This window comes from Burkholderia sp. SIMBA_062 (assembly GCF_046534765.1).
In the GTDB taxonomy this organism is placed as follows: Bacteria; Pseudomonadota; Gammaproteobacteria; order Burkholderiales; family Burkholderiaceae; genus Burkholderia; species Burkholderia ambifaria.
Map to the genome: position 1 here is coordinate 153955 of NZ_JAWRYD010000004.1, position 24470 is coordinate 178424.

Sequence of the window (24470 nt, forward strand, 5' to 3'; positions counted from 1 at the left end):
TTCACTGGTGTGACGAACGGCGCGGCCGGTTTTTTACCGTTTTGCGTGCAAAGTCCGAACGAATGCACTTTTTTGCGATGCGGCTAAATATTTGCGCGGCCCGTTCGTCTATCAGGAAGGAAAGCCGCAACCGGGCCCGGCCCGCGCGCTGCTTTCGCGTCAGTCTTGCCGTTTCCGCATGGTTTGCTTGCCCTTCATTTACCGACGTTGCCGATGACAGCCGCCCACGAGCCCTCTTCCCCGCCGTCCCTCGACGCCACCCCCAGCCGCCCCGCGGCCCGCCTGATCCTCGCGCTGCTGCGCGAAAGCCGCGCGTCGCTCGCGCTGGCGCTCGTCGCCTGCGTGCTCAACGGCGTCGCGAGCGTGCTGCTCGTCGCGACGCTGAACCGCGCACTCGCGCAGCCCGGCGCGGCCGATGCGTCGCTCGCGTGGCGCTTCGCGCTGTGCGCGGTGATCGCGCTCGTCACGCGGATCGTGTCGGGCACGCTGTTCGCCCGGCTGTCGCAGGACACGATGGCGCGACTGCGCGTGCATCTCGCGCGGCGCGTCGGCGCGGCCGAGCTGCGCGACATCGAGCGGATCGGCGCGGCGCCCGTGCAGTCGGTGCTGACCGACGACGCGACCAACGTGTCGATGCTGTTCTTCGCGCTGCCGAACCTGGTGATGCACGGCTCGATCGTGTTCGGCTGCCTCGGCTATCTCGCGTGGCTGTCGTGGCCCGTGTGCGTGGTCGCGCTGACCGCGATCATCGCGGGCTCGCTCGGCTATCACACCGGCGATCGCCGCGCGATCGCGTCGCTCGAAGCGGCCGGCCACGCGCAGGACCGCCTGTTCGGCTATCTCGGCGCATTGTTCTCCGGCGCGAAGGAGCTCAAGCTGCACGACGCGCGCGCACGCCAGTTCGTCGACGGCCAGCTCGGCGCTGCGATCGGCGAGGTGCGCGACCACCGCCGCCGCGCGTTCAGCGCGTATGCGGTCGGCGTCGGCTGGATCATCTTCCTGTTCTACGTGTTCCTCGGCGCGGCCGCGTTCTGGCCGCAGCTGGGCGTGCATGCCGATGCCGGTACGGCGGCCGGCTACGTCGTCGTGTTCCTGTTCATGCTGGTGCCGCTCGACGGGCTGCTGAACAACCTGCCGACCGTCAACGCGGCACGCGTGTCGCTCGGGCGCATCGAAGGCGTGATGGCCCAGTTCGGCGCGCTGCGCACGGTGCCGCCCGCCAGCGACGCGCCCGACGTGCCGCCGGCCGGCGCCGTCACGCTGCGCGGCGTCACGCATGCGTACTTCCACGAGCGCGACGAGCGGATGTTCCGCATCGGGCCGATCGACCTGACGATCCGGCCGGGCGAGCTCGTGTTCATCGTCGGCGGCAACGGCAGCGGTAAGACGACCCTCGCGAAGGTGCTGACCGGGCTCTACGAGCCGGAGGAAGGCGCGATCGAGGTCGACGGCCGCACGATCGGCTGGCGCGAGCGCGCCGCGTACCGGCAGCGCTTCAGCGCGGTGTTCAACGACTTCCACCTGTTCGATGCGCTGCTCGGCATCGTCGATCCGGACGATCCGGCGCGTACCCAGGCCGATGCGCGCGCGAACGCGCTGGTCGCGAAGCTCGCGCTCGATCACAAGGTGAAGGTCGTCGACGGCGCGTTCTCGAACCGGGCGCTGTCGACCGGGCAGCGCAAGCGGCTCGCGCTCGTCGTCGCGTATCTGGAAGACCGCCCGTTCTACCTGTTCGACGAATGGGCGGCCGACCAGGATCCGTCGTTCAAGGCCGTGTTCTACGAGCAGTTGTTGCCGGAGCTGCGCGCACGCGGCAAGGCCGTGATCGTGATCACGCACGACGACCGCTATTTCGATCTCGCCGATCGCCTGCTGAAGCTCGACAACGGTCAGATCGTCAGCGACACGACGCCCGCGCGTTCACGCGCACAAGCGGGTGTCGATGCGCTGAACGCGTAAGCATGTCGTGAACACCGGCCGCCTGCGCGCGGCGATTGCGGCGCGCGGGCGGTGTCAGGTTCGAAGGATCGGGAAGATTCGGGAAGATTCGGGAAGATTCGGGAAGATTGGGATGACTCGAAAGAGCCGGATGAAATGTGGTGCGGTGTGCCTGGGGTACGCGTGACGCAACGGGGAGGTTGCAGCCCGTTCGGGCGGCATGCGCACCGCAACGCGGTCCGCGACCACACCGCCCCGCCCGCTCATGGCGCGCTGCCGTTCAACGCACGACGGCCGGCAGCTTCAGCATCGTATCGGTCATCACGTCGGCCAGCTTGAGCGCCGACATCGGCCCGCCGAAGCCCCAGATATTGCGCTCGACGAGCGCGATCCGGTGGTCGCGCAGCGCGGGCACGAAACGCCACACCGGCGAATCGAGTTTCGACGACAGCGGCACGTCCATCCCCGTTGCGGTGACGAACAGCACGGCGAGATCGCGCTGCCGGAGCAGATCGGCGGACGTCACGTAGAGCGTGCCTTCCCGCGTCGGCTTCCTCGGCCACGGCTCGAGCCCGAGCGCGCGCGCCAGCCCCGCCGACGTGCTGTTGCCCGTATAGGCCCAGTAGCGGTCGGGCAGACCGAGATCCTGCAGCAGTGCGATGCGTTCGCCGCTGCGCGCGGCCGCCCTGAGCCGCGCCGCATTGCGGGCGATTCCCGCGTCGAGTTGCGCTTCCACCGCTTTCGCGCGCGCGTCGCGCCCGGTGACGGCACCGATCGTCCGGAAGATCTCCCGCATCCAGTCGAGCTGCGTGACGGGCACGCCGTCTTCCGACACGTTCGGGCTGAACTGGAACAGGATCGTCGGCGCGATCCGGTCAAGCGCGGCGAAGATCGGCGCATGCCGAAAGCCGACGCCGATGATGAGATCGGGCTTCACCGCGGCGATCGCCTCGAGCCCCGGCTCCTGGCGCGAGCCGATGTCGGTCACGTGCGCGAGCCGGTCGCTCCCGTAGCCGAGCCAGCCCGGATAGAACGCCGTATCGGCCATGCCGACCGGCACGAGGTCGAGCGCGATCACGCTTTCCGCGAACATGAAGTCGAGCGCGACCACGCGTTGCGGCCGCACGGGCATCGTCGCGCTCGCCTGCGATACGACGGGGTTGCCGGCGAGCGAGCGGCGCGGTGGCGAGGCCGTGCTGCCCGGCCCGCCGTGCGCGTCGTCAGCGAGTGCGACGGCCGGTGCAACCAGCGCGCCGCAGCACGCGGCGCCGAGCGCGGCCAGTGCGCCGAGCGCATGGCGGCGGCCGGCACGCGTCACCGGATCGCGTCCTGCCCGGCCAGCGCCGCGTCGTCCATCGTCAATAGCAGGGGGCAGCTTCCACACAGTTGCGTTTCTCCAGGAATTTCATAGCGCAGGCAGCACACGCGGCGCGCACGAAACGGTGTCGGCAGCAGCGGCGAGCGCGGCACGGCATCGCGCACCGGCAAGCGCAGCGGATTCGGCTCGCCACGCACGCAGGACGCGCCGAACAGCCAGTCCGCATCGCGAACGGGATCCGCCGCGCACGGCAGCGACCGGTACGTGTCGAGCAGATAGTCGAGCAGGTTGCCCGCGTTGCTCCACAGCACGCGCGGCGTGACGCGGCCCATGGCCGCGAGCAGGTCGATCACCGCGCCGAGATGCGCGACGAGGCCCGCATAGCGCGGCGCGGGATCGCTGCACGGCGCGCCGAGCGCGTCCGGCGCGAAATACAGCGCGGCCGGCATCCCGTCGTCGAGCGCGACGAACGTGCGTTCCGGCGCCATGTCGAGCGGCCGGCCGAGCGTCAGCGCGGCGACCACGCCGGCGGGCGCCGCGCGGCCGAAGTAGTACTTGCTCCATTGCGACATCAGCGCGCGCGCATGCTGCGCCGGATCGCCGCCGTAGTGGCGCACCATCGCGTCGAGCACCGCGTCGCGATGATCGCGCAGCGCGCTCACGGGCACGACGATCCGGCCCGGCGCGTGCGTGTCGTCGGGCATCCCGAGCCACACGACGTCGAGATGCCCGGCGAACGGCTCCGGCGCGAACGCGGAAAAGCGCGTGGCGCATGCGCCGTCGAGCGCCGGCGTCATCGCCCCGTGCGCCGGGCGCGGCGCCCCTCGACGATCAGCAGCCCCAGCAGGTAAGGCGCGCCGATCAGCGCGGTCAGCACGCCGGCCGGCACTTCACGCGGCGCGACGACCGTGCGGGCCGCCAGATCGGCCAGCCCCAGGATCAGCGCGCCGCAGGCGGCCGCGAGCCACAGCCGCGTGCGATGCCGGCGTGCGCCGAGCATCGTCGCGACGTGCGGCGCCATCAACCCGATGAAGCCGACCGGCCCGACGGCCGCGACGGCCGCGCAGGCCGCGAGCGTCGCGATCGTCAGCGCGAGCGGCCGCAACGCGGCGACCGGCAGGCCGAGCGCGGCCGCCTGGTCGTCGCCGAGCGCGAGCATGTCGAGCGGCCGCGCGAGCCACGCGAATACGGGGATCGCGAGCACGCACCACGGCAGCAGCATCGACACCTCGCCCCAACTGCGGCCGTAGGTGCCGCCGACGAGCCAGACGACGAAGCGCGCGGGCTGCACGCTCTCCTGCGTGATCAGCCATTGCGCGAGCGTGGTCCACAGCGCGCCGATCGCGATGCCGGTCAGCGCGACCGCGAGCGGTGCGTAACGATGCCGATGATTCAGCGCGAGCGTGATCGCGAGCGACAGCGCACCGCCGGTCAACGCGGCTGCGGCAAGCGTCACGTGGCCCATCAGCGGCCACGTCGACAACGCGAACAGCGTGACGAGCCCCGCGCCCTGCGTGACGCCGAGCACTTCGGGGCCGGCGAGCGGGTTGCGCACGACGCTCTGCATCGCGACGCCGCTCGCGGCCAGCAGCGCGCCCGCGAGGAGCGCGCACAGCAGCCGCGGCATGCGCAGGTCGATCAGCATCCGCGCGAGCGCATCGTGGCCCGACAGCGCGGCCAACCAGCGCGCGGGCGACAGCCATTCGGGGCCGGCCGATACGCCGACGAACACCGCGAGCACGCCGGCCGCGACGAACAGCACGGTGCGCAGCGGCCAGCCAAGCCCTTCGAGCCAGCCGACCACGCGCGTCGAGCCGCTGCCGGCCGCGCGGTCGGCCGGCGCATGCAGCACGCCCGACCACGCGGCGCCGCGCCGGATCATCGCGAGCATCAGCGGCGTGCCGACGAGCGCGATCGCGACACCCGTCGACAGCGTCGCGTCGAGGCCCGACGCGAGCACCGCGCTGTCGGTGGCCAGCACGAGCGCACCGCCCGCGAGCGCCGACAACGGCACCAGCACGCCGAGCCGCGCCGCGCGGGCGCCGCGCACCTGGCGCAGCAGGTTCGGCGCGACGAGCCCGACATACGACAGCGGGCCCGCGATGCTGACCGCGACGCTCGTGAACGCGACCGCGACGATCGTCGCGGCGAGCCGCGTCGCATCGACACGCACGCCGGCCGCGGCCGCCGCCTCGTCGCCGAGCGCGAGCGGATTCAGCGGCCGGATCACGAACGGCAGCGCGACCAGCGGCACGACGAGCCAGCGCGCGGCGAGCGCGAGCCCGGTCGCGCCCGGTTGATAGAGACTGCCGTTGGTCCACAGCGCGGCGCCTGCGATGTTCTGCTCGAAGAACGCGAGCACGAGCGTCGACAGCGCCGCGAACAGCAGCATGCACACGCTGCCCGCGAGCACGAGCCGCAACGGCGTCGCGCGCCAGCCGCCGGCCGCGACGATCGCGCACGCGGCGGCGATCAGCCCGCAGACGAACAGCAGCGGCACCGATGCGACCCCGGCGAGCGCGGGCACCAGCATCGCCGCGAGCAGGCCGAGCTGCGCGCCGCCCGTCACGCCGAGCAGGTCGGGCGACGCGAGCGGATTGCGCGTGAGCGACTGGAACAGCGCGCCGGCGATGCCGAGACAGCCGCCCGCGACGAGCGCGGCCGCGACCCGCGGCAGGTTGAGATCGAACAGGAACACGCCCGCGAGCGCGGCGGCGTCGCTGCCCGGCACGGCGTTCCACCACACGCGCAGGTCCGGCGCGACGCGCAGCACCGCCAGCACGGCAATCAGCACGACGAGGCCGAGCGCGATCGCACCGGCTCGGCGGCCCGATGCCGTGCGCTGCCCGCTCGCCGCGAGCCGCTGGCGCACCGCGACCGTCGTCATACGGCGATATCCCGGTCGACCGCGTGCTCGAACGCGTGCGGCGTGCCGGACGCCGGCGGCCCGTAGGCCGGCACGCACATCGGCGCGCCCGTCCGGGGATGCGCGAGCTTCAGCATGTCGACGCCGAACGCGGCGCGCAGTTGCGCCGGCTCCAGCATCGCGTCCGGCGAACCCTGTGCGACGAGGCGGCCGGCCCGCATCAGCACGATTTCATCGCTGTACGCGGCCGCCTGGTTCAGGTCGTGCAAGACCCACACGATCGTCAGCCCGCGCGCGCGGTTCAGCGCGCGCAGCGCGTCGAGGATGTCGAGCTGGTGATGGATGTCGAGATAGGTGGTTGGCTCGTCGAGCAGCACGATCGGCGCCTGCTGCGCGAGCGCCATCGCGATCCACGCACGCTGGCGCTCGCCGCCCGACAGCGCGCCGACGTCACGCTCGGCGTCGCCGGCGAGGCCGCTCGTGTCGAGCGCCTCGTCGATCGCCGCATGGTCGGCACGCGACAGCCCGCGCAGGAAGCCGCCATACGCGTAGCGTCCGTACGCGACGAGCTCGCGCACGGTCAGCCCCGACGGGATCTGGTTGAACTGCGCGAGCATCGTGAGCTCGCGCGCGAGCGCGCGACGGCGAAACGACGCGAGCGGCGTGCCGTTCACGTCGACGTGGCCCGCACGCGCGGGCTGCAGGCCCGCGAGCGTACGCAGCAGCGTGCTCTTGCCGCAGCCGTTCGGGCCGCACAGCGCCGTGACGCGGCCGGCCGCGATCGACAGGTCCAGCCCGTCGATCACGACATGGTCGCGATAACCCACCGTCAATCCGCGCGCGGCAAGCGCGGCGGGACTACGCGTCATCGGTCCTCCGTTCGGCCGCGCGCGGGACCGTGTAGCTCTGCGCCATCGCAACGACCACCTTGCGCGGCCCTTCGAACGGGTCGCGCGCATGCGCGGTCAGCATGTTGTCGAGCATCAGCACGTCGCCCGTGCGCCACGGGAACACGATGCGCTGGCGCTCGAGCACGCCGCGGATTTCCGCGAGCGCGTCGGCTTCCAGCGGCGCGCCGTCGCCGTAGTACACGTTGCGCGGAACGTTCTCGAGCCCGACCGCATCGATGAGCGCTTCCTGCATGTCGTCGTCGAGCGCGGACAGGTGAAACAGGTTCGCCTGGTTGAACCACACGCGGTCGCCGGTGCGCGGATGGCGCGCGACGGCCTGGCAGCGTTCGCGCGTGCGCAGCAGCAGTTCGCCGTCGTCGTCGGTGCGCCATGTGCATTCGATCCCGCGCGCCGCGCACATCCGCTCGACCTCGGCCGGCTCGTCGGTGCCGAACGACTGCTGCCACGGCAGGTCGAGCCCCTGGCCGAAATTGCGCACGTACAGCAGCTCGCGCTGCTCGAAGCGCGCGACGAGCGCCGGATCGAGCGCGCGATAGACGGCGCGGCTGTCCGCGATCGGCGTCGCCCCGCCCTTCGGCGCCGCGAGCGCGCAATGGAACCAGATCCGCAGCGGCCACTCGCGCGTGTACGACTGCTCGTTGTGCAGCGGAATCGCGCGGTGCGGCGGGTATTCGGTCGACGTATAGACCGCGCCTTCGACCTGGCTGCGCGGCGTCGACGCGTATTCATAGCCGATCAGCGGATCGCCGAACGATGCCGCGAACCGCTGGAACGCATCGATCGACGGCACGTGAAAGCCCGTGAACAGCACACCGCCCGCCCGTTCGAGCGTGTCGGCCGCGATGGCGCGCGCCAGCGGCGCGACCTCGTCGATCGACATGCCGTCGGCGCCGCGCGGCGACACGACGGTGGGCAGCCCCGGCTCGATACGCAGGTCGTCGAGCGTCGGCAACGAAAGCAGGGTCATGCAACGTCCTCTTCAGGTGGCGCGCCGCCAGCGCGGCGCAACGGGTCACGACGCGCGCGTCGCGCGCTCGCCGTCCATCGCGCGGCGCAGGCTCGCGGGGCGCATGTCGGTCCAGACAGTCTCGATGTGCGCGAGGCAGTCGGCCTTCGGGCCGCGCACGCCAACCTCGCGCCAGCCGGCCGGCACGGGCCGGAACGTCGGCCAGATCGAATACTGTTCTTCGTCGTTGATGACGACCGTATAGACCAGGTCGTCGGTGTCGGCGGAAGGCGTCGTGGCTTGCGTCATGATCGGAAAAAAGCGGGAGACGGTTGAAGGAAGCGAAGCGGCGAACTGTCGAATCGGCCGCTCCTGTCTTGAAGACGATTGGCCGGCGCGATTTTTTACCGGCGCCGCGCGCGACCGCCGAGAAACACCGGACACGCGACGCCGCGATGGCACGCGTCGAGACATTCCGCGCAGTGCCGCTCCGCGTCGCGCACCATGAAATGCACCAGCGTCTGCGACACGTTCAATGCGCGCGCCGCGGTCTGCAGCGTCTCCTCGCGCAGCCGCACCATCTCGAACGCCGCGCGGCTGCGCGCCGGCAGGTCGTCGAGCGCGGCCCACACGCGGCGCAGCGTGTCGCGCGTCATCAGCGCGGCCTCGGGCGTCGGTTCCGGCGACGGCACGTCGAAGCCGTCGTCCTCTTCCGTGTGATAGACGTTCTCGAGGCTTTGCCGGCGGCACGCGTCGATCGATGCGTTGCGCACCATCCGCGTCACGTACGCGATCGGCTGGCGCACCGCGTCCTGGTTCGGGAATTCGACGAGCTTCACGAATACGTCGTGGACGACGTCCTCGGCGCGGCTCGCGCAGCCGACGAAGCCGCGCGCAACGTTGACGAGCATCGCGCGATGGGCAATCAGCACGTCGAGCAGCGCGCCCTGGGCGCGCGGCTCGGCGGCACGACGCGCACGCGGCGCGGGGCGCGACGGCAGGTCCGGATAACTGCCGAGGAACGGGTTCGCCGTTGCCGCTGCCGGGCGTTCGAGCACTTCCGCCATTGCCATCGATCTGCTCCGTCGAATTCCGAGATAGCGCAATTTAACGTAAACGCAAATCATTCTCAATCTGATTACCGAATACCCCTTTCGGTTGTCCGGATTTGTCTGATCAATCGAGGGAAGCGGCGTTTTGGCGGACGGGATCCGCATCGTCGATCGCGGTGTGAGGCGAGCTTTCGGGCCGACAGGGCCGAACGATCCGAGACATGATCCGCCGGCGGCGACGTGAACGATGCCAGGCGCGGCACGCGCAGATCGTTATTGCTCCCCAGATCCGAATCCGGTCGGGGCACCCGCTGGAAAAGCAGGCTACAGGCCGTTCGCGGCCACAAGTTCATGTGCCGCCGAGCAGCGCCTTCCGGGCAAATTCATCGTTTTTAGTACTTGTCCGATTCACCCGCGGTGCGCATTAGGAAATAATCGACAACTCTAGTCACACCCATCAACACGAAGAAGTTCGATCAGGCATGAACTACCCTGCGCTCACTCGACTATTTCTCTCGCTTCTGGCGCTGGGTTGCTCCGGAAAGCTGTATGCCGTCTGCGAATTCAAGCAGTCCGGCAGTACGGTCGCGACCCCCTGGTACACGAACGTGGCGATCAGCGAACGGTCTCTTCCGAGAGACAAACTCGTCGGCACCTCCGAAAGCCTGTATGCGCACCCATGGAACACCATCAAGTTGGACTGCCCCCGTGGCGACGCTTACAACTGCCGAAATTTCCGGCGGAAAACTCGTGCCGGGCTACACCAATACATACGAAACAGGTATTCCGGGAATCGGCATTCAATTTCGGGCCGCAATTCCCGGCATAGCCAATACCCAGATTGCCCCATTCAGAGAGTCGACCACTGGCACCAGCGAGACATTCAATGCCGGCGTCACGCTCGTCGTGACGGGTCCGGTGGGATCGGGGAGCGTCGCCGGCAGCACGCTCCCTACCATGACGTGGCGGGCCGCTCAAGGGACGGACAGAATCAGCTACGTCCTGAGAGTCAGCGGAACGCTCACCGTGACCGGCACGACCTGCGCGGTCAGGAATGCGTCGCTCAAGGTTTCGATGCCGCAGATCAAGGGGTCCGCGTTGAGTCAGGTCGGCTCGACCGGCGGTGACCAAAGCTTCTCGATCGATCTGGATCGCTGCGCGCAAGGACTCAAGGTCTATCTGACGATGACCGACGTGACGGACCCGTCGAACAGATCGAATACCCTCCGGCTGGACAGCGAGTCGACAGCACGGGGCATCGGCTATCAGATAACCCACGATTCATTGCCCCTCGGTTTCGGTCCCGATTCCGCCATCGCGGGCAACACGAACCAATGGTATGCGGGCCAGCCATCCGGCAACACCCTCAGCATTCCCCTGACTGCTCGCTACGTGCGTACGTCAGAGCAGATAACTTCAGGGCCTGCAAACGCGCGCGCCTCGTTTACCATGTCGTATCAATAATTTCACTCGTCGACGTGGTGCGGCCGCCCCCCCGGACGCCGCTCAGTAAATGAACAACCTGATCGTTGCGGTCGCATCGAATCGCCCGATCTTCGGCGGACCGAACGATTTCAGCACCGCGTCCATCAACACGCTCTGATTCATCACGTTGGACGCGAACTGCGCCAGCGTGAACTGCTGATTGAACGGAATGGCCTTGCCCTGGCTGTCCTCGATGCCGATACCGAAATTGCTGTCCTTCGCCGGCACCAGCAAGCCGTTCTGCACCGGAAAGCTCGTTTCGAAATACCCGTCGACCCGCACCGCGACGTTGCATTTCTTGGTCAATGACAACGAAAACCGCTTGCGCGGCACCGCCGGCAGGAAGCCGTTACCCACCGCCTGCACCTGCCCGAAGTTGACGACGCCCGGTTCGGGCGTGACGAGCACGTCGACGAAACACGGCGTCGGCTTGAGGTTGCGCAGGCCGCTCAACCGGTATTGGAAACTCGGGTTGTACGCATTCAGCCCGAACTCGCCGTCGAACTGGAATACCGTGTAGATATCGCTCGGCGGCTGGACCCAGTTGCCCTTCTTGCGCACGACGACCTGATAGTCGATGCTGATTCGGGTCTGCTGGCACCGCCCGCGATCGAAATCGTACCGGCTGCACGGCGGCACCGAATAGCCGGTAAACACGCCGCCGCCCCGATTGCTCGTCTTGTCGAAATAGTCGATGCCCCGGTAGCGGATGCCGATCTCGAGCCCCCACGCGGCCGGGTCCGTGCGATTCGGATTCGCGTAGAAATAGATGTTGTCGACGACTCTCAGGCTGCCGGCGTCACCGAGGTCCTTGTAGCAATACCCCGACGTCGTGCGCACCGGCGAGACCCAGATCACGTACCCGTCCGGCGCGTCGGTCGGATACGACGCCACGCCGCCGATCGGCTCGGTCTGAGAGGTCGCGCCGCTGTTGGTCAGGCACCGCAATGCCCACGCGGGCTGCGCCGCCACAACGAACAATGCGAGCACGATCCAGCGCAACCATGCCGCCGGCATGTGCCGTTCACGCGCTGCGCCGCTCATCGCTTCACGCTCTTGCAAGCGCCCGCGTCACACGCATATTCGACCGCCACCTGGCCGCCGTAATCGTCGATATGCGTGATGAACAGCGTCGATGGCGTCGCGCCCTTGAACGGCACGTCGGCCGTGCTCATCGGGTCCACCATCACGGGCTCGATCGGCACGCGCGTCTTCTGCGCGCCCGCCGTCACGTCGACCACCGTCACGTGGTACGGCGTCGGGTTGTCGAACACGAGCCGGTGCGCGGCCGCGTCGACGCGCAGCGTCATCGGCAGCGTCCAGTCCTCGTCGCGCGCCGGCTGCACGCCCTTCGGCCGGTAGAACAGCTTCATCTGCGTATGCAGTGCGATCTGCAGCGTGTTCGGCGTATCGGTCTTTGGCGGCACTTCGCGGATGTTCAGATAGAACACCGATTCGCGATCGGCCGGCAGCGCGGCCCCGGGCAGCTTCGCGATGCGCAGCACGTTGCGCTCGTTCGCCTCGACGCGCTGCAGCGGCGGCACGACCATCAATGGCGACGTGATCTTGTTGCCGCGCGTGTCCTCGAGCCACGATTGCACGAGATACGGATACGTCGCGCTCTTGTTGGTGATCGTGACGATCGCGGCCGGTTCGCCTTCGTTGAAGATCACGCGCGTGCGGTCCGGCACGATCGCCGCGTGCGCGACGCCGGCGAGCAGCGCGCTGGCCGCGGCCAGCATGCACGCCGCGCGGCGCGGGAAGGAAAGGGAGAAAACAGGGTTCATGCGGGATCCGTGAAATCATCGGTCGGCCCGTGCGGCCGCTGCATGCGACTCGCCGGGCGGCTGGCACGTCACCGGAATCGGCGTGCCTTCGAGTTGAAGCTGGTTCGGCAGTGCGTTCACCGCGCACAGCGTGCGTTCGCCTGCACGCACCACCAGCGCGGATTTCGGCTGCACCTGGGTCAGGAACGCGGCGCCGGCTTCGCCGACGATGCCGAGCTCCTTGCCGTTCGCCGCGTCCTGCACCGATGCGCCGAACGGCAGCGGCTTGCCGGCCGCATCGGTCAGCGTCAGATACAGGTTGCTGCCGCGCGCGGCGGAGAACTTCGCGAAGCCGATCGCGCCGTCGGTCAGCACCATGCGCTGGATCGGGTTCGACACCTGCACCTCGAGCGGCAGCTTCTCAACGTTGACGGTCGCGTCGTACACGTTGTACGGCGAGATCCCGTCGAGCACCGCATAGCCGCGCGAGTCGGTATGCGTGAGCGTGCCGGACAGCGGCACGTCGGGCACGCCGTCGGTCGAGACCAGCAGCCGCGTATCGCCCGCGTTGCCGTTCGCATGCGCGGACACGCCGTACTGCGTCGCGACGAGCGAGCCGTCGACTTCGAGCGACGCGGCCGCATACGCGTTGGCGAGCGTCGACGCCTGCGCGTTCAGCTGGTAAGTCGACGTGCGCTGGCGGAAGCTCGCGTTCGCCGACGCGCGGCCGTCGGTCGCGCCCGCGTTGATCTGGTAGGTGCGCCCGGCCGGATCGTCGTAGATGTAGCCCGCGTTCGCGCTCGTGCTGCCGCTGCCCGTCGTCAGGTTCGACGTGACGGTGTGGCGGCCGCCGATCGGCAGCGTCGCGGTCACCGAGAACTGGTTGCCGCTCGCGCCCGCGCTTTGCGTGCGGAACGCCGACACGCTGACGTTCAGCTTGCGCAATGCGCCGATCGAGAACGCGCGCGTCAGCGTGAGGCCGACGCGCTGCTCCGACGTGCGGGCCCAGTAGGTCGTCTGGTCGTACGAAAGATAGGTCGACGTGTCGCCGAAGCGCTTGGACATCGTCGCCGAGTAGCGTTGCTTGCTGTTGGCAAGGCCGTAGGCGGTCGGGTCGCCCGAGAACTGCGCGAAGTTCGTGTAGTCGCGTTCGGAGAAGCGATAGCCGAAGAAGCGCACGTCTGCGTCGAGCCCGTCGAAGTGCTTCGAATAATTGATGCGATACGAGTTGCCGTTGCGCGTCGCGCCGTTCCACCACAGGTGCGCACGCGCATGCGTGACATCGGCCGATACCGCGCCGAACGTGCCGAAATCGCGGCCGACGCCCAGTGCGATCGACGTATAGCCCGACGCAGCGATGAAGCCGCCGTACAGCGTGATGTCGAACGGCAACCCGTACGCGGCCTCGCCGAATCCGAAGAACGGCGTGATGCCGGCGCCGCCGAACTGCCGCGGTTTGCCGATGGCGGCCTTGTAGCGCAGCTGTCCGGTACGTGCGAGGAACGGCACGGCGGCCGTCGTCACCTGGAAGCGCTGCACGCTGCCGTCTTCCTCGTCGACCGTGACGTCGAGCGTGCCCTGCACGCTCGTGTTGATGTTCTGCAGCGCGAACGCGCCCGGCGACACGCGCGTCACGTACAGCACGCGGCCCGCCTGCGACACGGTCACGGTCGCGTTGGTGCGCGCGACGCCCGAGATCAGCGGCGCATAGCCGCGCAACGAAGGCGGCAGCATGCGATCGTCGCTGCGGATCGACGCGCCCATCAGCGCGAACGTATCGAAAATGTCCGAGCTCAGGTAGTCGTCGCCGAACGTCACCGTCGACTGGATCGACGGCAGCGCGCGAAACGCGTAAAGCCGGCTGAAGCGGAACGTGCGATCCGCGTATGCCGTGTTGCCCACGTTCGACTGCGCCTGGTAGTCGCCGCGAAAGCGCCATGCATCCCAGTTCGCGCCGATCGTGCCGTAGGCCTGGATCGAATTCGTCTGTCCGCCGCCCGAACCGAAGTTGCGGTTCGTGTTCGCGATCACGCGATAGTCGAGCATCGCGCCCGGAATTCCGTCGGACCAGCTCGACGGCGGCAGGTAGGTCGAATCGGTGAATTCGAGCGCGGCCTGCGGAATCGTGATCTTCAACCGTCCGTCGCTCTTCAGGTAACGCACGGTCGCGCCCTCGATCGCGCCGAGATCGACGCAACGTCCGCCCTGCAAGCGCGGCAGGTCCTTCGCGAGCGACGGCTTCAGCCCGAACCGCGCGACGAGTTCCGGCGGCAGGCACGGCTTGCCCGCGCCGGATGCGTCGAGCGCGATGAACTGGATCGCCTGCAGCCCGTAGAACAGGTCGTTGACCTGCACGTCGAGCATGTACTCGCCGGGCAGCGTGAAGTCGGGCTGCGAGAACTGCGACAGGTCGACGTTGCGTGTGCCGTCGATGTCGAGAAACGACGAATTGAATTCCGTCGCATGGCTCTGGCTGCCGACGACCAGCACGGAGACGCAAAGGAAGGAATGTCTGATTCGCACGCGGCGCTACCGGAAATCCGGGGAAGTAGAGACGTGAAGGCAAGGAGGACGGAGAAAGGGTGTGCACACCCCTTCTCCGATACGGACGCTTACTGGTAGCGGACCGTGAAGTTGGCGACGCCGTCGGCCGTACCCGGCGTCACGCCGGCGGCCGTGGCTTCGTACATCGCCGCGAAGCGCGCGATGTTCGTGCCGTTTTGCAGCAGGGTCGGCGCTTTCTGTTCGGCGCCGTTGTCGAGGTATTCGCCCGACGCGGCCTGCAGGCGGATGCCGACGTTGGTTGCCGAACCGATCGTCGCGAGCAGCTTCGGCTGGCCCGCGCTCGACGTGCCCGTGAACGTGAAGTACGCGTTCTGCGCGATGCTGGTGTCGCAGTCGGTCAGCTTGATGTCGAACGACACCGCGTCCGACTTGTCGCCGGCTTGCTTGAACTTGTTGGTCGGCACCTTGCCGAGCTGCACGGTCTGGTTGACGGAGTTCGAATCGATGCCGCATGCGCCCGCGACGATCTCGCCCGTGAAGTTGATCGTGCCGGTGCCCGCTGCGAAGGCCGAGCTGGACAGGGCTGCGAGTGCGACCGCGCTCAGGAGGGATTTTTTCATGACGTTTTCCGTGAGAATTTCAAAGGGAATGGACGACGTGGCGGATACAAAAGGCAGCGTGTGGTTGGCTCCCGTCCGTCACGAGGCCGCATTATCGAGATAGGAGTGAAGGAATTCTGTAAATCATTGTCAAATCTCAATGACAATCTTCGTTTTACGCACCTTAAAATCCGCGCCTTCCCGCCGATTCTCAATCCCGACATTTTCGTCCGCAGTCCTTTTTTATTTTCCGGAACCGACTGAAAATTAAAGACAATTTTAAATCTCCCCGATTCTCCTTGCTGGATATGGACTTGCCAGACACCCGATGAAATGACGAAATATGGGCCGATCCGACCACCGTTGCCCGATCGCAACGAAAACATTTGACGATTTTCAACTGACGGGAAATTAACGGATGATATTCAACGCCGCGAAACTTTCACGCAAACGATTGCGAAATCTGCACAAACGTTTTACCGCGACACTTTGTCACCCTTATTGTTCACAATACGTGAATTAATCGAATCGTCAACCCGGGATTAAAGCGGCCGCATAAAGCCGTGCGCCAGGACGACATTCGCAACACTGAATGGAGTCGAAACAGGAGGAAGTCCGGCACGATCGGAGGCCGGCGGCGACGCGATCGGTCGCCGGGATGCGAGTCGAGTGGAAGGCGGCCCTTCAACCCGACTGCGTGGAGGAAAAACAGGAGCGACGAAGCGCGCATGCACGTGTCGTCGCTCGCGGCCGGCGACCCGACAGAAGCAACACCGGCCGGGGCAGCGGCGACGCATCACCATGCGCCGCCGCCTGGCCGGCCCCGGTCAAGCCATCACGCGGCAGCTTCGCCGGCGGTTGCCGGCGCCCAGCCGCCGCCCAGCGCGCGATACAACGCAATCGCATTCGCGAGCCGCAGCGCCTTGAGCCGGATCAACTCGTGCCCGGACTCGTACGTGCTGCGCTGCGCGTCGAGCAGTTCGAGATACGTCGCGACGCCGCCCGCATAGCGGCGCTCGGCGAGTTTCAGCCGCGCGCCGTCGGCCGCGTAGACGTCCTGCTGCGCGGCGAGCTGGCGATCGATCCAGTCGCGCGCGGCGAATGCGTCGGCCACTTCGCGGAACGCGGTCTGCACGGTCTTCTCGTACTCGGCGACCGCGATGTGCTTGCGCGCATTCGCGACGTCGAGATTCGCGCGATTGCGCCCGCCCGCGAAAATCGGCAGCGTGATGCGCGGCGCGAACATCCACACGCTCGTGCCGCCCGCGAACAGGCTCGAGAACGCATCGCTGACCGAGCCGTAGTCGGTGGTCAGCGCGACGCGCGGGAAGAATGCCGCACGCGCGGCGCCGATCTGTGCGTTGGCGGCCTCGAGCCGCGACTCGGCCTGCCGGATGTCCGGCCGCCGTTCGAGCAGCGCGCTCGGCGCGCCGGGCGCCACCGGCGCGATCGCGAGCGTGTCGAGCGCGGTGCCGTCGGCGGGCACGTTGCGCGCAAAATCGCCGGCGAGCAATTGCAGCGCGCGCACCGATTGCGCATGCTCGCGCTGCAGCGCGGCCTGCGACGCCCGCGCGGACGCGACCAGCATCTCGGCCGAACGCAGTTCGATCGCGTCGCTCGTGCCGGCCGCGTAGCGGCGCTGCGTGAGCGCGGCGATGCGCTCGCGCGCGTCGAGCGTGCGCTGGGCCAGCGCCAGTTGCTCGTGCAACGATCGCTCCGACACGTACGCCCCCGCGACTTCGGCAATCACGCCGATACGCACCGTGCGCTGCGCGTCGGCCGTCGCGAAATACTCGGCGAGCGCCGCATCGGACAGATTGCGCACGCGGCCGAACAGGTCGAGCTCGTACGCGCTGACGCCGACGCCCGCGCGATACAGCCCGCTCACCGCGCTCTCGCGCACGACCGGGTCGTACTGGCGCGTGCGTTCGTAGCCGAGGTTCGCGTCGACCGACGGCATCAGGTCCGCGCGCTGCACGCCGTACAGCGCGCGCGCTTCGTCGAGCCGGCCGGCCGCGATCCGCAGGTCGCGATTGTTTGCGAGCGCGGCATCGATCCACGCCTGCAGCGCCGGATCGGTGAAATACGCGCGCCAGTCGTCGAGCAGCGCGGCGTCGGCCGTCCCAGCCGCCCCAGCCGGCCCGGCGCCCTGCTGCGTGCCGCCATCGACCGTCGCATAGCTGGCCGGCACCGGCGCCGCCGGCCGCTCGTAACGCGGCGCGAGCGAGCAGCCCGCGAGCGCGAGCACGGCGGCCAGCGCGAGCTGAAGCCTCGGTGCGGCGCATGCATTCAATGCAAACATCACTGCGAACCCTCCATCGTCGCCGGCTGCGATCCGCCGCGCCGGCGCGGGCCGACGTCGAACAGGCGGCCGACGATCACGAAAAACAGCGGGACGAGGAACACCGCGAGCACCGTCGCCGTGATCACGCCGCCGAGCACGCCGGTGCCGATCGCCATCTGCGCGCCGGATGCGGCGCCCGACGCGAACGCGAGCGGCAGCACGCCGACGCCGAACGCGAGCGACGTCATCACGATCGGCCGCAGCCGCAGGCGTGCGGCCTCGAGCGCGGCGTCGACGAGCGACATGCGCTGCGCGACCAGGTCCTTCGCGACCTCGACGATCAGGATCGCGTTCTTCGCGGACAACCCGATCGTCGCGATCAGCCCCACCTTGAAATAGATGTCGTTCGGCATCCCGCGCAGCGTCACGCCGAGCACCGCGCCGATCACGCCGAGCGGGACGACCAGCATCACCGCGAACGGGATCGACCAGCTCTCGTACAGCGCCGCGAGCGCGAGAAACACGACGAGCACCGACAGCGCGAACAGCATCGGCGCCTGCGCGCCCGACAGCCGCTCCTCGAACGACTGCCCCGACCACGCGTGGCCGATGCCGGCCGGCAGCTTCGCGGCGAGCCGCTCGATCGCGGCCATCGCTTCGCCGCTGCTGTGGCCGGGCGCGGCCGAGCCGTTGATCGTGAACGACGGATAGCCGTTGTAGCGCGTGAGCTGCGGCGGCCCGAGCGTCCAGTGCAGCGTCGCGAACGCCGCGAGCGGCACCATCTCGCCGCCCGCGTTGCGCACGCGCAGCTTCTGCACGTCGGCCGGATCGAGCCGGTGCAGCCCGTCGGCCTGCACGATCACGCGGCGCACCTGCGTGCCGTGCATGAAGTCGCCGATATAGTCGGAGCCGAACATCACCGCGAGCGTCGTGTTGATCTCGTCCATCGACACGCCGAGCGCCGACGCCTTCGCGCGATCGATGTCGAGCTTCAGCTGCGGCGCGTCCTGCGTGCCGGCGAACATCACGTCGGTGAGCGCGGGATCCTTGCCGCCCGCCGCGAGCAGTTGCTCGCGTGCGGCGCTGAACGCGGCGTAATCGAGCCCGCTGCGGTTCTGCAGCCGGAAGTCGAAGCCGCTCGTCGAGCCGAGATCGGGCAGCGCCGGCGAGTTCATCGCGAACACCGTGGTGTTCGCCGTGCCCGCGAAGCGCGCGTTGATGCGCGCGACGATCGCCTGCACCTGATCGCGCCCGGCCTTGCGTTCCTTCCAGTTCTTCAGCGTGACGAAGATCATCCCGCCGTTCGGCCCTTCGCCGTACAGGTTGAAGCCGCCGAGCGCGAACGTGTACGCGGCCGGCTCGTCGCGGCGAATATACGATTCGACCTCGCGCACGCTCTGCATCGTTTCCGCGAGCGGCGTGCCCTGCGGCCGGATCACCATCACCATGAAGTTGCCCTGGTCCTCGTCGGGCAGGAACGCGCTCGGCAGTTGCGTGAGCATCAATGCCGCGGCCGCGGTCAGCGCGCCGTACACGACCAGCCAGCGCAGCGGCTTCTTCAGCATCGCGCCGACGCGCGTCGCATAACGCTGCGTCGAGCGCGCGACGAAGCCGTTGAACCAGCCGAAGAAGCCGCGCTTCTCGTGATGGTCGCCTGACACCGGCTTGAGCAGCGTCGCGCACAGCGCGGGCGTGAGCGACAGCGCGAGAAACGCCGAGAAGCCGATCGACACCGCGAGCGACAGCGCGAACTGCCGGTAGATGTTGCCCACCGCGCCGCCGAAGAACGCCATCGGCACGAACACCGACGTCAGCACCACGGTGATCCCGACGATCGCGCCGCTGATCTGCCGCATCGCCTTGACGGTCGCGTCGTAGGGCGCGAGCCCCTCCTCGACCATCAGCCGCTCGACGTTCTCGACGACGACGATCGCGTCGTCGACGAGGATGCCGATCGCGAGCACCATCCCGAACATCGTCAGCACGTTGATCGAGAAGCCGGCCGCGTACATCACGCCGAACGTGCCCGCGAGCGCGACCGGCACGACGAGCGTCGGGATCAGCGTCGCGCGCAGGTTCTGCATGAACAGGAACATCACGAGGAACACCAGCACGCCGGCCTCGATCAGCGTCGTGACGACCTTGTTCATCGACACGCGCACGAACGACGACGTCTCGTACGGGATCTGGTATTTCACGCCCGGCGGGAAATACGCGGACAGCTCGTCCATCGTCGCGCGCACGCGCTTCTCGGTGGATACCGCGTTCGAGCCCGGCGCGAGCTTGATGCCCATGCCGGTCGCGACCTTGCCGTTCACGTACGACGGATAGTTGTAGTCGTTGCCGCCGAACTCGATGCGCGCGACGTCGCGCAGGTGGAGCGCGGAGCCGTCCGGCTGCGTGCGCAGCGCGATCGCGCCGAAATCGGCCGGCGTCTTCAGCGGCGCATCGGCGAACACGGTCGCCGCGATCGGCGCGCTGTCCGGCACCGCGCTGCGGCCGATGTCGCCGACCGTCACGCGCGCGTTGTGCGCGCGCACGGCCGACGCGATGTCCGACGCGGTGAGGCCGTGACCGGCCAGCTTCACCGGGTCGGGCCAGATCCGCATCGCGTATTCGGCGCCCCAGAACTGCACCTTGCCGACGCCGTCGACGCGGCGCAGCGCCTGCACGACGTTCGCCGACGCGTATTCGCCGAGCTGCACGGCGGTCATCCGGCCGTCTTCCGACGTCAGCGACACGACGAGCTGGATGTTGTCCGCGGCCTTCTCGACCTGGATGCCGTCGCGCCGCACCGGTTCAGGCAGCCGCGCCTCGACCGTCTTCAGCCGGTTCTGCACTTCGACGGCCGCGAGATCGGCGTTGACGCCCTGCTTGAACGTCAGGTACAGCGACGCGGCCCCGGCGCTGCTCGTCGCGGACGTATACAGCAGCCCCGGCGCGCCGTTCATTTCGCGCTCGATCAGCGCGGTCACCGATTCCTCGACGACCTGCGCGGACGCGCCCGGATACGTCGCATAGATGCTGACGACGGGCGGGGCGATGTCCGGGTATTGCGCGACGGGCAGCGCGCGGATCGCGAACGCGCCGCCGAGCATGATGAAGAGTGCGATCACCCACGCGAAGACGGGGCGATCGATGAAGAAACGTGCCATGTTGGTCTATTGAACCGGTCAGGTTTGACGGGCGGCCGCCGGTTGCGCGGCCTTCGTCGGCGATGCCTGCTCGACGGGCTTGACGGCGGTATCGGGCGCGAACTGCGCGGCGTTGTCGACGATCACGCGCTCGCCGCCCGACAGGCCGCGCGTGACGCGCCAGTCGCGTCCGCTCATCTGGTCGGCGACGACCTCGACGTCCTTCACCTTGCCGTTCGTGCCGACCACGCGCACCGACGTGCGCTCGGCCGTGCGCAGCAGCGCATCGCGCGGCACGAGGATCGCCCGCTGGTCGACGGCCGCATCGAGCGCGATCCGCACATACGCGCCCGGCAGCAGCTCGCGCTCGGGGTTGGGGAACAGCGCGCGCATCGCGACGGTATCGGTGGTGGGATCGACCGCGAGATCGCTGAACAGCAGCTTGCCCTTCAGCGGATACGCGCTGCCGTCGGCGCGCCGCAGCGTCACCGTGACGTCGTGCTGCGCGATCCCGGTCGCGTGTCCGCTCTTCACCGCGCGACGCAATGCGTCGACGTCGGCCGCCGGCTGCGAGAAATTCACGTAGATCGGATCGAGCTGCTCGACGGTCGTGAGCGGCGTTGCCTGGTCCTGGCCGACGAGCGCGCCTTCGGTGACGAGCGCACGTCGTGCGCGGCCCGAAATCGGCGCGGTGACGGTCGCATAGTCGAGCTGCAGCTGCGCGCGTGCGAGCTCGGCCTTCGCGGAAGCGACGTCGGCCTTCGCCCGCGTGTCGTCGGCGACGGCCTCGGTGTGATCGCGCTCGCTGACCGCGCGGTCGCGCACCAGGTCGTCGTAACGGCGGCGCTTGTCGCTCGCCGCGAGCGCGGCGGCCTGCGCCTTCGCGAGCGCGCCCTGCGCGGCATCGCGCGCGGCCTTCAGCGGCGCGGGATTGATGCGGAACAGCACCGCGCCCTGCTTCACTTCCTGGCCTTCCTCGTAAGTCCGCGCGGTGACGATGCCCGCGACCCGTGCGCGCACTTGCGCTTGCCGATACGCGTCGAGCCGGCCCGGCAATTCGACGGTCATCGGCACGGCCGTCGGACGCACCGTCACGACCGTCGCGTTCTGAATGGCCTCCGGCGCCTTGTCCTTGTCGCCCTTTCCGCATCCGGCCACGGCCAGCATGGCCGCGAGCGCGACGGGCGCCAGCCGGAGGCGGCGCCGCAGGGAGCGTTTGTTATTCATGTGTGACCTCGGATCGTTCGCCGCCGATACAATGCGGCGGCTCAGGGTGGTCGATTATAATCAGTCACGACTGATTAAATACATGCTGTCGCCATTCGTCCGCCACACTGTCTCAATAAAACGACAGCGAACTGTAAGGAAATTCACGCCATGGCCCGCAAGACCCGGGAAGAATCGCTCGCCATCAAGCACCGGATCCTCGACGCCGCCGAGTTGGTTCTGCTCGAAAAAGGCGTCGCGCAAACCGCGATGGCGGACCTCGCCGAGGCCGCCGGGATGTCGCGGGGCGCCGTCTACGGCCACTACCGCAACAAGATGGAGGTGTGTCTCGCGCTGTGCGACCGCGCGTTCGCGCGGACCTCGGAAGGCTTCGACGCGGTCGACAGCCTGCCCGCGTTCGCCACGCTGCGCCGCGCGGCGTCGCATTACCTGCAGCAATGCGGCGAGCCGGGCTCGATGCAGCGCGTGCTCGTGATCCTCTATACGAAGTGCGAGCAGAGCGAGGAGAACGGCGCGCTGCAGCGGCGCCGCATGCTGCTCGAACTGCAGATGCTGCGCATCACGAAGGCGCTGCTGCGCCGTGCGATCGCGGCCGGCGAAATCGCCGCCGATCTCGACGTGCATCTCGCGGCCGTCCATCTCGTGTCGCTGCTGGAAGGTGTGTTCGCGTCGATGATCTGGACCAACCGCCTGCGCGGCAATCTGTGGAACGACGCGGAGGCGATGCTCGACGCCGGTTTCGACGCGGTCAGGACCTCCAGCGCACTGCGCGTGCGCCCGCAAAAATTGCCTGACTGACGAAAAGCCGCGCAATAAATGCTGATTTAACCCGATTTACCGCAGTGCGAAACGAATGCGCCGACCCTCTTTAAAATTTTTAACGTTTCGCGGAACATCGGTAGACTGGCGCTGTCATCTTTCTTTAGCGTCTTCGTGATAATCCGGGTTCGACCCGGAAAGTTCACGCCGCCGTTCGAAGCGGGCACCCCGCGAGTTGGGTCGAACGGAAACGACACAGGCCCCTCGCGGGGCCTGTTTTGTTGCACGCCCGTCGCCCGCCCCGTCGTCACCCGACGGATATGCCGCCGATGGCTCCCGCCCACACCTCTTTGAACCGTTTTCCTGGATGTGGACACTTTTGGTCAAGCCTGCCGCAATTCCTGATGCTTTCGCGCCCGGCCGCGCGCAGCGCCTCGTGCGCGCGCTCGTGCCGGCCGCCGTGCTCGGCGCCCTCGCCGCCTTCGGTCTCGCCGCCGCGCTGCCCGCCGTCTCGCAACTGCCGGGCGCCGTCGAGTCGGGCACGGCCGCGCTGCCGCAGCGCGTGCTGTCCGACACGCCGTTTCCCACCGCGCAGCATTTCGTGACGAGCGAGCTCGCGCGCACGCTCGGCGAGCGCAACGAACTCAACGAACAGGGCGACCGCAGCCCGCAGCCGGGCCTGTTCGCGCCGCTCAGCGCACACCGCAACGACATGCTCGGCTATGCGAGCCTGTTCCAGTTCGCGGCGCCCGAAACCCGACACGGAACGCGCGCCGGCGACATCGAACTTACGCTGTCCGATACGCTGAACCGTCTCGACGTGCCGCCCGAGGTGCGCATCCAGCTCGGCGATCTCGTCACCGGCAAGGTTGCAATGCGCGCCAGCGCGCAGCGCGGCGATTACTACCGCGTCGCGTACGACACGAACAACGGCACGCCGCGCCTCACCGCGCTCGAGCTGCGCGTCGCGGGCCGCACGTTCGGTGCGATCTGGTTCCGCGCACCGGGCGCCGACCACGGCGCGTACTACACGCTCGACGGCGCCCCGCTCGAGGCGGCAGCGTTCACGATGCCCGTCAAGTGGACGCGCATCAGCTCGTTCTTCGGCGAACGCGTCCACCCGCTGTCGCAGGCGATGGCGTTCCACACCGGTGTGGATCTCGCCGCGCCGTCCGGCACGCCCGTCAACGCGGCGGCCGATGGCGTCGTATCGTTCGTCGGCACCGATCCCGGCGGCTACGGCCACTACGTGATCGTCGATCATGCGGACGGCTATTCGACCTACTATGCGCATCTGTCCGCGTATGCGCACGGGCTGAAGACGGGCGAAACCGTGAAGCAAGGCCAGCGCATCGGCTCGGTCGGCATGACCGGCGCGGCCACCGGCCCGCATCTGCACTTCGAGGTGCGCGTCGCGGACGATCCGGTCGATCCGCTCGTCACGCTCGCGAACGCGCAGACGGGGCTGTCCGACATGCAGCTCACCGCGTTCCGCCAGGAAGCGGCGCAATGGCGCTTGCGCCTCGCGTCGATCAATACGTCGCCGTTCGCGTTCGCGCAAAGCGACGGCCCGCTGTGGGGCGACTTCGCGACCGATTCGTCAACGCTGCGCGCGGTCTTCAACACGCACTACAGCGCGTCCTGACGTCAACGCGCCGAAGCCCCGACGCAGCGCCACGC

18 protein-coding genes are annotated in these 24470 nt (G+C 68.3%); 4 read left to right on the plus strand and 14 right to left on the minus strand.

Annotated elements, in window-relative coordinates:
• The first annotated feature begins 213 nt into the window (after positions 1 to 213).
• A complete protein-coding gene (locus SB786_RS05630; protein WP_410726641.1) occupies positions 214 to 1959 on the plus strand; it encodes a cyclic peptide export ABC transporter in 1746 nt (581 codons plus the stop codon).
• A 259-nt stretch (positions 1960 to 2218) separates the two neighbouring features.
• On the opposite strand, the gene SB786_RS05635 is transcribed toward SB786_RS05630, so the two are convergent.
• From SB786_RS05635 to SB786_RS05665, 7 genes are all read right to left on the minus strand, one after another.
• The gene (locus tag SB786_RS05635; protein ID WP_410726643.1) at positions 2219 to 3256 is read right to left on the minus strand and encodes an ABC transporter substrate-binding protein; all 1038 of its coding nucleotides are present in this window, start codon (positions 3254 to 3256) and stop codon (positions 2219 to 2221) included.
• Complete coding sequence (gene fhuF, locus SB786_RS05640; RefSeq protein ID WP_410726645.1) at positions 3253 to 4053, minus strand: siderophore-iron reductase FhuF; 801 nt, start codon at positions 4051 to 4053, stop codon at positions 3253 to 3255. The genes SB786_RS05635 and fhuF overlap by 4 nt, the downstream gene beginning before the upstream one ends.
• On the minus strand, positions 4050 to 6143 hold the full coding sequence (gene fhuB, locus SB786_RS05645) for a Fe(3+)-hydroxamate ABC transporter permease FhuB (RefSeq protein WP_410726646.1): 2094 nt from the start codon (positions 6141 to 6143) through the stop codon (positions 4050 to 4052). The genes fhuF and fhuB overlap by 4 nt, the downstream gene beginning before the upstream one ends.
• Entirely contained in the window at positions 6140 to 6991 is an 852-nt protein-coding gene (locus SB786_RS05650) for an ABC transporter ATP-binding protein (protein WP_410726648.1), read from the minus strand. Before SB786_RS05650 ends, fhuB begins: the two co-directional genes overlap by 4 nt.
• Positions 6981 to 8000 carry a TauD/TfdA family dioxygenase gene (locus tag SB786_RS05655; RefSeq protein WP_410726650.1) on the minus strand — a complete coding sequence of 340 codons (1020 nt, stop codon included), beginning with the start codon at positions 7998 to 8000 and terminating at the stop codon, positions 6981 to 6983. Before SB786_RS05655 ends, SB786_RS05650 begins: the two co-directional genes overlap by 11 nt.
• 45 nt (positions 8001 to 8045) lie before the next feature.
• Positions 8046 to 8288: an MbtH family protein gene (locus tag SB786_RS05660; protein WP_006753776.1), complete on the minus strand. Its 243-nt coding sequence runs from the start codon at positions 8286 to 8288 to the stop codon at positions 8046 to 8048.
• Positions 8289 to 8383: 95 nt separating this feature from the next.
• A complete protein-coding gene (locus tag SB786_RS05665) occupies positions 8384 to 9052 on the minus strand; it encodes an RNA polymerase factor sigma-70 (protein ID WP_006760384.1) in 669 nt (222 codons plus the stop codon).
• Positions 9053 to 9739: 687 nt separating this feature from the next.
• On the opposite strand from SB786_RS05665, the gene SB786_RS05670 reads away from it, so the two are divergent.
• Positions 9740 to 10495 carry a fimbrial protein gene (locus SB786_RS05670; RefSeq protein WP_410726653.1) on the plus strand — a complete coding sequence of 252 codons (756 nt, stop codon included), beginning with the start codon at positions 9740 to 9742 and terminating at the stop codon, positions 10493 to 10495.
• Between the two features lie 42 nt (positions 10496 to 10537).
• Here the strand turns inward: SB786_RS05670 and SB786_RS05675 are convergent, their stop codons facing one another.
• The 7 genes from SB786_RS05675 to SB786_RS05705 form a co-directional block, all read right to left on the minus strand.
• Complete coding sequence (locus SB786_RS05675; protein ID WP_410726655.1) at positions 10538 to 11560, minus strand: fimbrial protein; 1023 nt, start codon at positions 11558 to 11560, stop codon at positions 10538 to 10540.
• Positions 11557 to 12303, minus strand: coding sequence for a molecular chaperone (locus SB786_RS05680; RefSeq protein WP_410726657.1), 747 nt, complete (start codon positions 12301 to 12303; stop codon positions 11557 to 11559). Before SB786_RS05680 ends, SB786_RS05675 begins: the two co-directional genes overlap by 4 nt.
• Positions 12304 to 12318: 15 nt before the next feature.
• Positions 12319 to 14772: a fimbria/pilus outer membrane usher protein gene (locus SB786_RS05685; protein ID WP_410726801.1), complete on the minus strand. Its 2454-nt coding sequence runs from the start codon at positions 14770 to 14772 to the stop codon at positions 12319 to 12321.
• 122 nt (positions 14773 to 14894) lie between these two features.
• Positions 14895 to 15407, minus strand: coding sequence for a fimbrial protein (locus SB786_RS05690; RefSeq protein ID WP_410726659.1), 513 nt, complete (start codon positions 15405 to 15407; stop codon positions 14895 to 14897).
• A gap of 814 nt (positions 15408 to 16221) precedes the next feature.
• Positions 16222 to 17688 (minus strand): efflux transporter outer membrane subunit, encoded by a 1467-nt coding sequence (locus SB786_RS05695; RefSeq protein ID WP_410726802.1) that lies wholly within the window; start codon positions 17686 to 17688, stop codon positions 16222 to 16224.
• On the minus strand, positions 17688 to 20825 hold the full coding sequence (locus tag SB786_RS05700; protein WP_410726661.1) for a multidrug efflux RND transporter permease subunit: 3138 nt from the start codon (positions 20823 to 20825) through the stop codon (positions 17688 to 17690). The genes SB786_RS05695 and SB786_RS05700 overlap by 1 nt, the downstream gene beginning before the upstream one ends.
• An 18-nt stretch (positions 20826 to 20843) precedes the next feature.
• Positions 20844 to 22031 carry a MexX/AxyX family multidrug efflux RND transporter periplasmic adaptor subunit gene (locus tag SB786_RS05705; RefSeq protein WP_410726662.1) on the minus strand — a complete coding sequence of 396 codons (1188 nt, stop codon included), beginning with the start codon at positions 22029 to 22031 and terminating at the stop codon, positions 20844 to 20846.
• A 150-nt stretch (positions 22032 to 22181) separates the two neighbouring features.
• On the opposite strand from SB786_RS05705, the gene SB786_RS05710 reads away from it, so the two are divergent.
• Complete coding sequence (locus SB786_RS05710) at positions 22182 to 22829, plus strand: TetR family transcriptional regulator (protein WP_410726664.1); 648 nt, start codon at positions 22182 to 22184, stop codon at positions 22827 to 22829.
• Positions 22830 to 23157: 328 nt separating this feature from the next.
• Positions 23158 to 24435 carry a M23 family metallopeptidase gene (locus SB786_RS05715; RefSeq protein ID WP_410726665.1) on the plus strand — a complete coding sequence of 426 codons (1278 nt, stop codon included), beginning with the start codon at positions 23158 to 23160 and terminating at the stop codon, positions 24433 to 24435.
• Positions 24436 to 24470 lie beyond the last annotated feature (35 nt).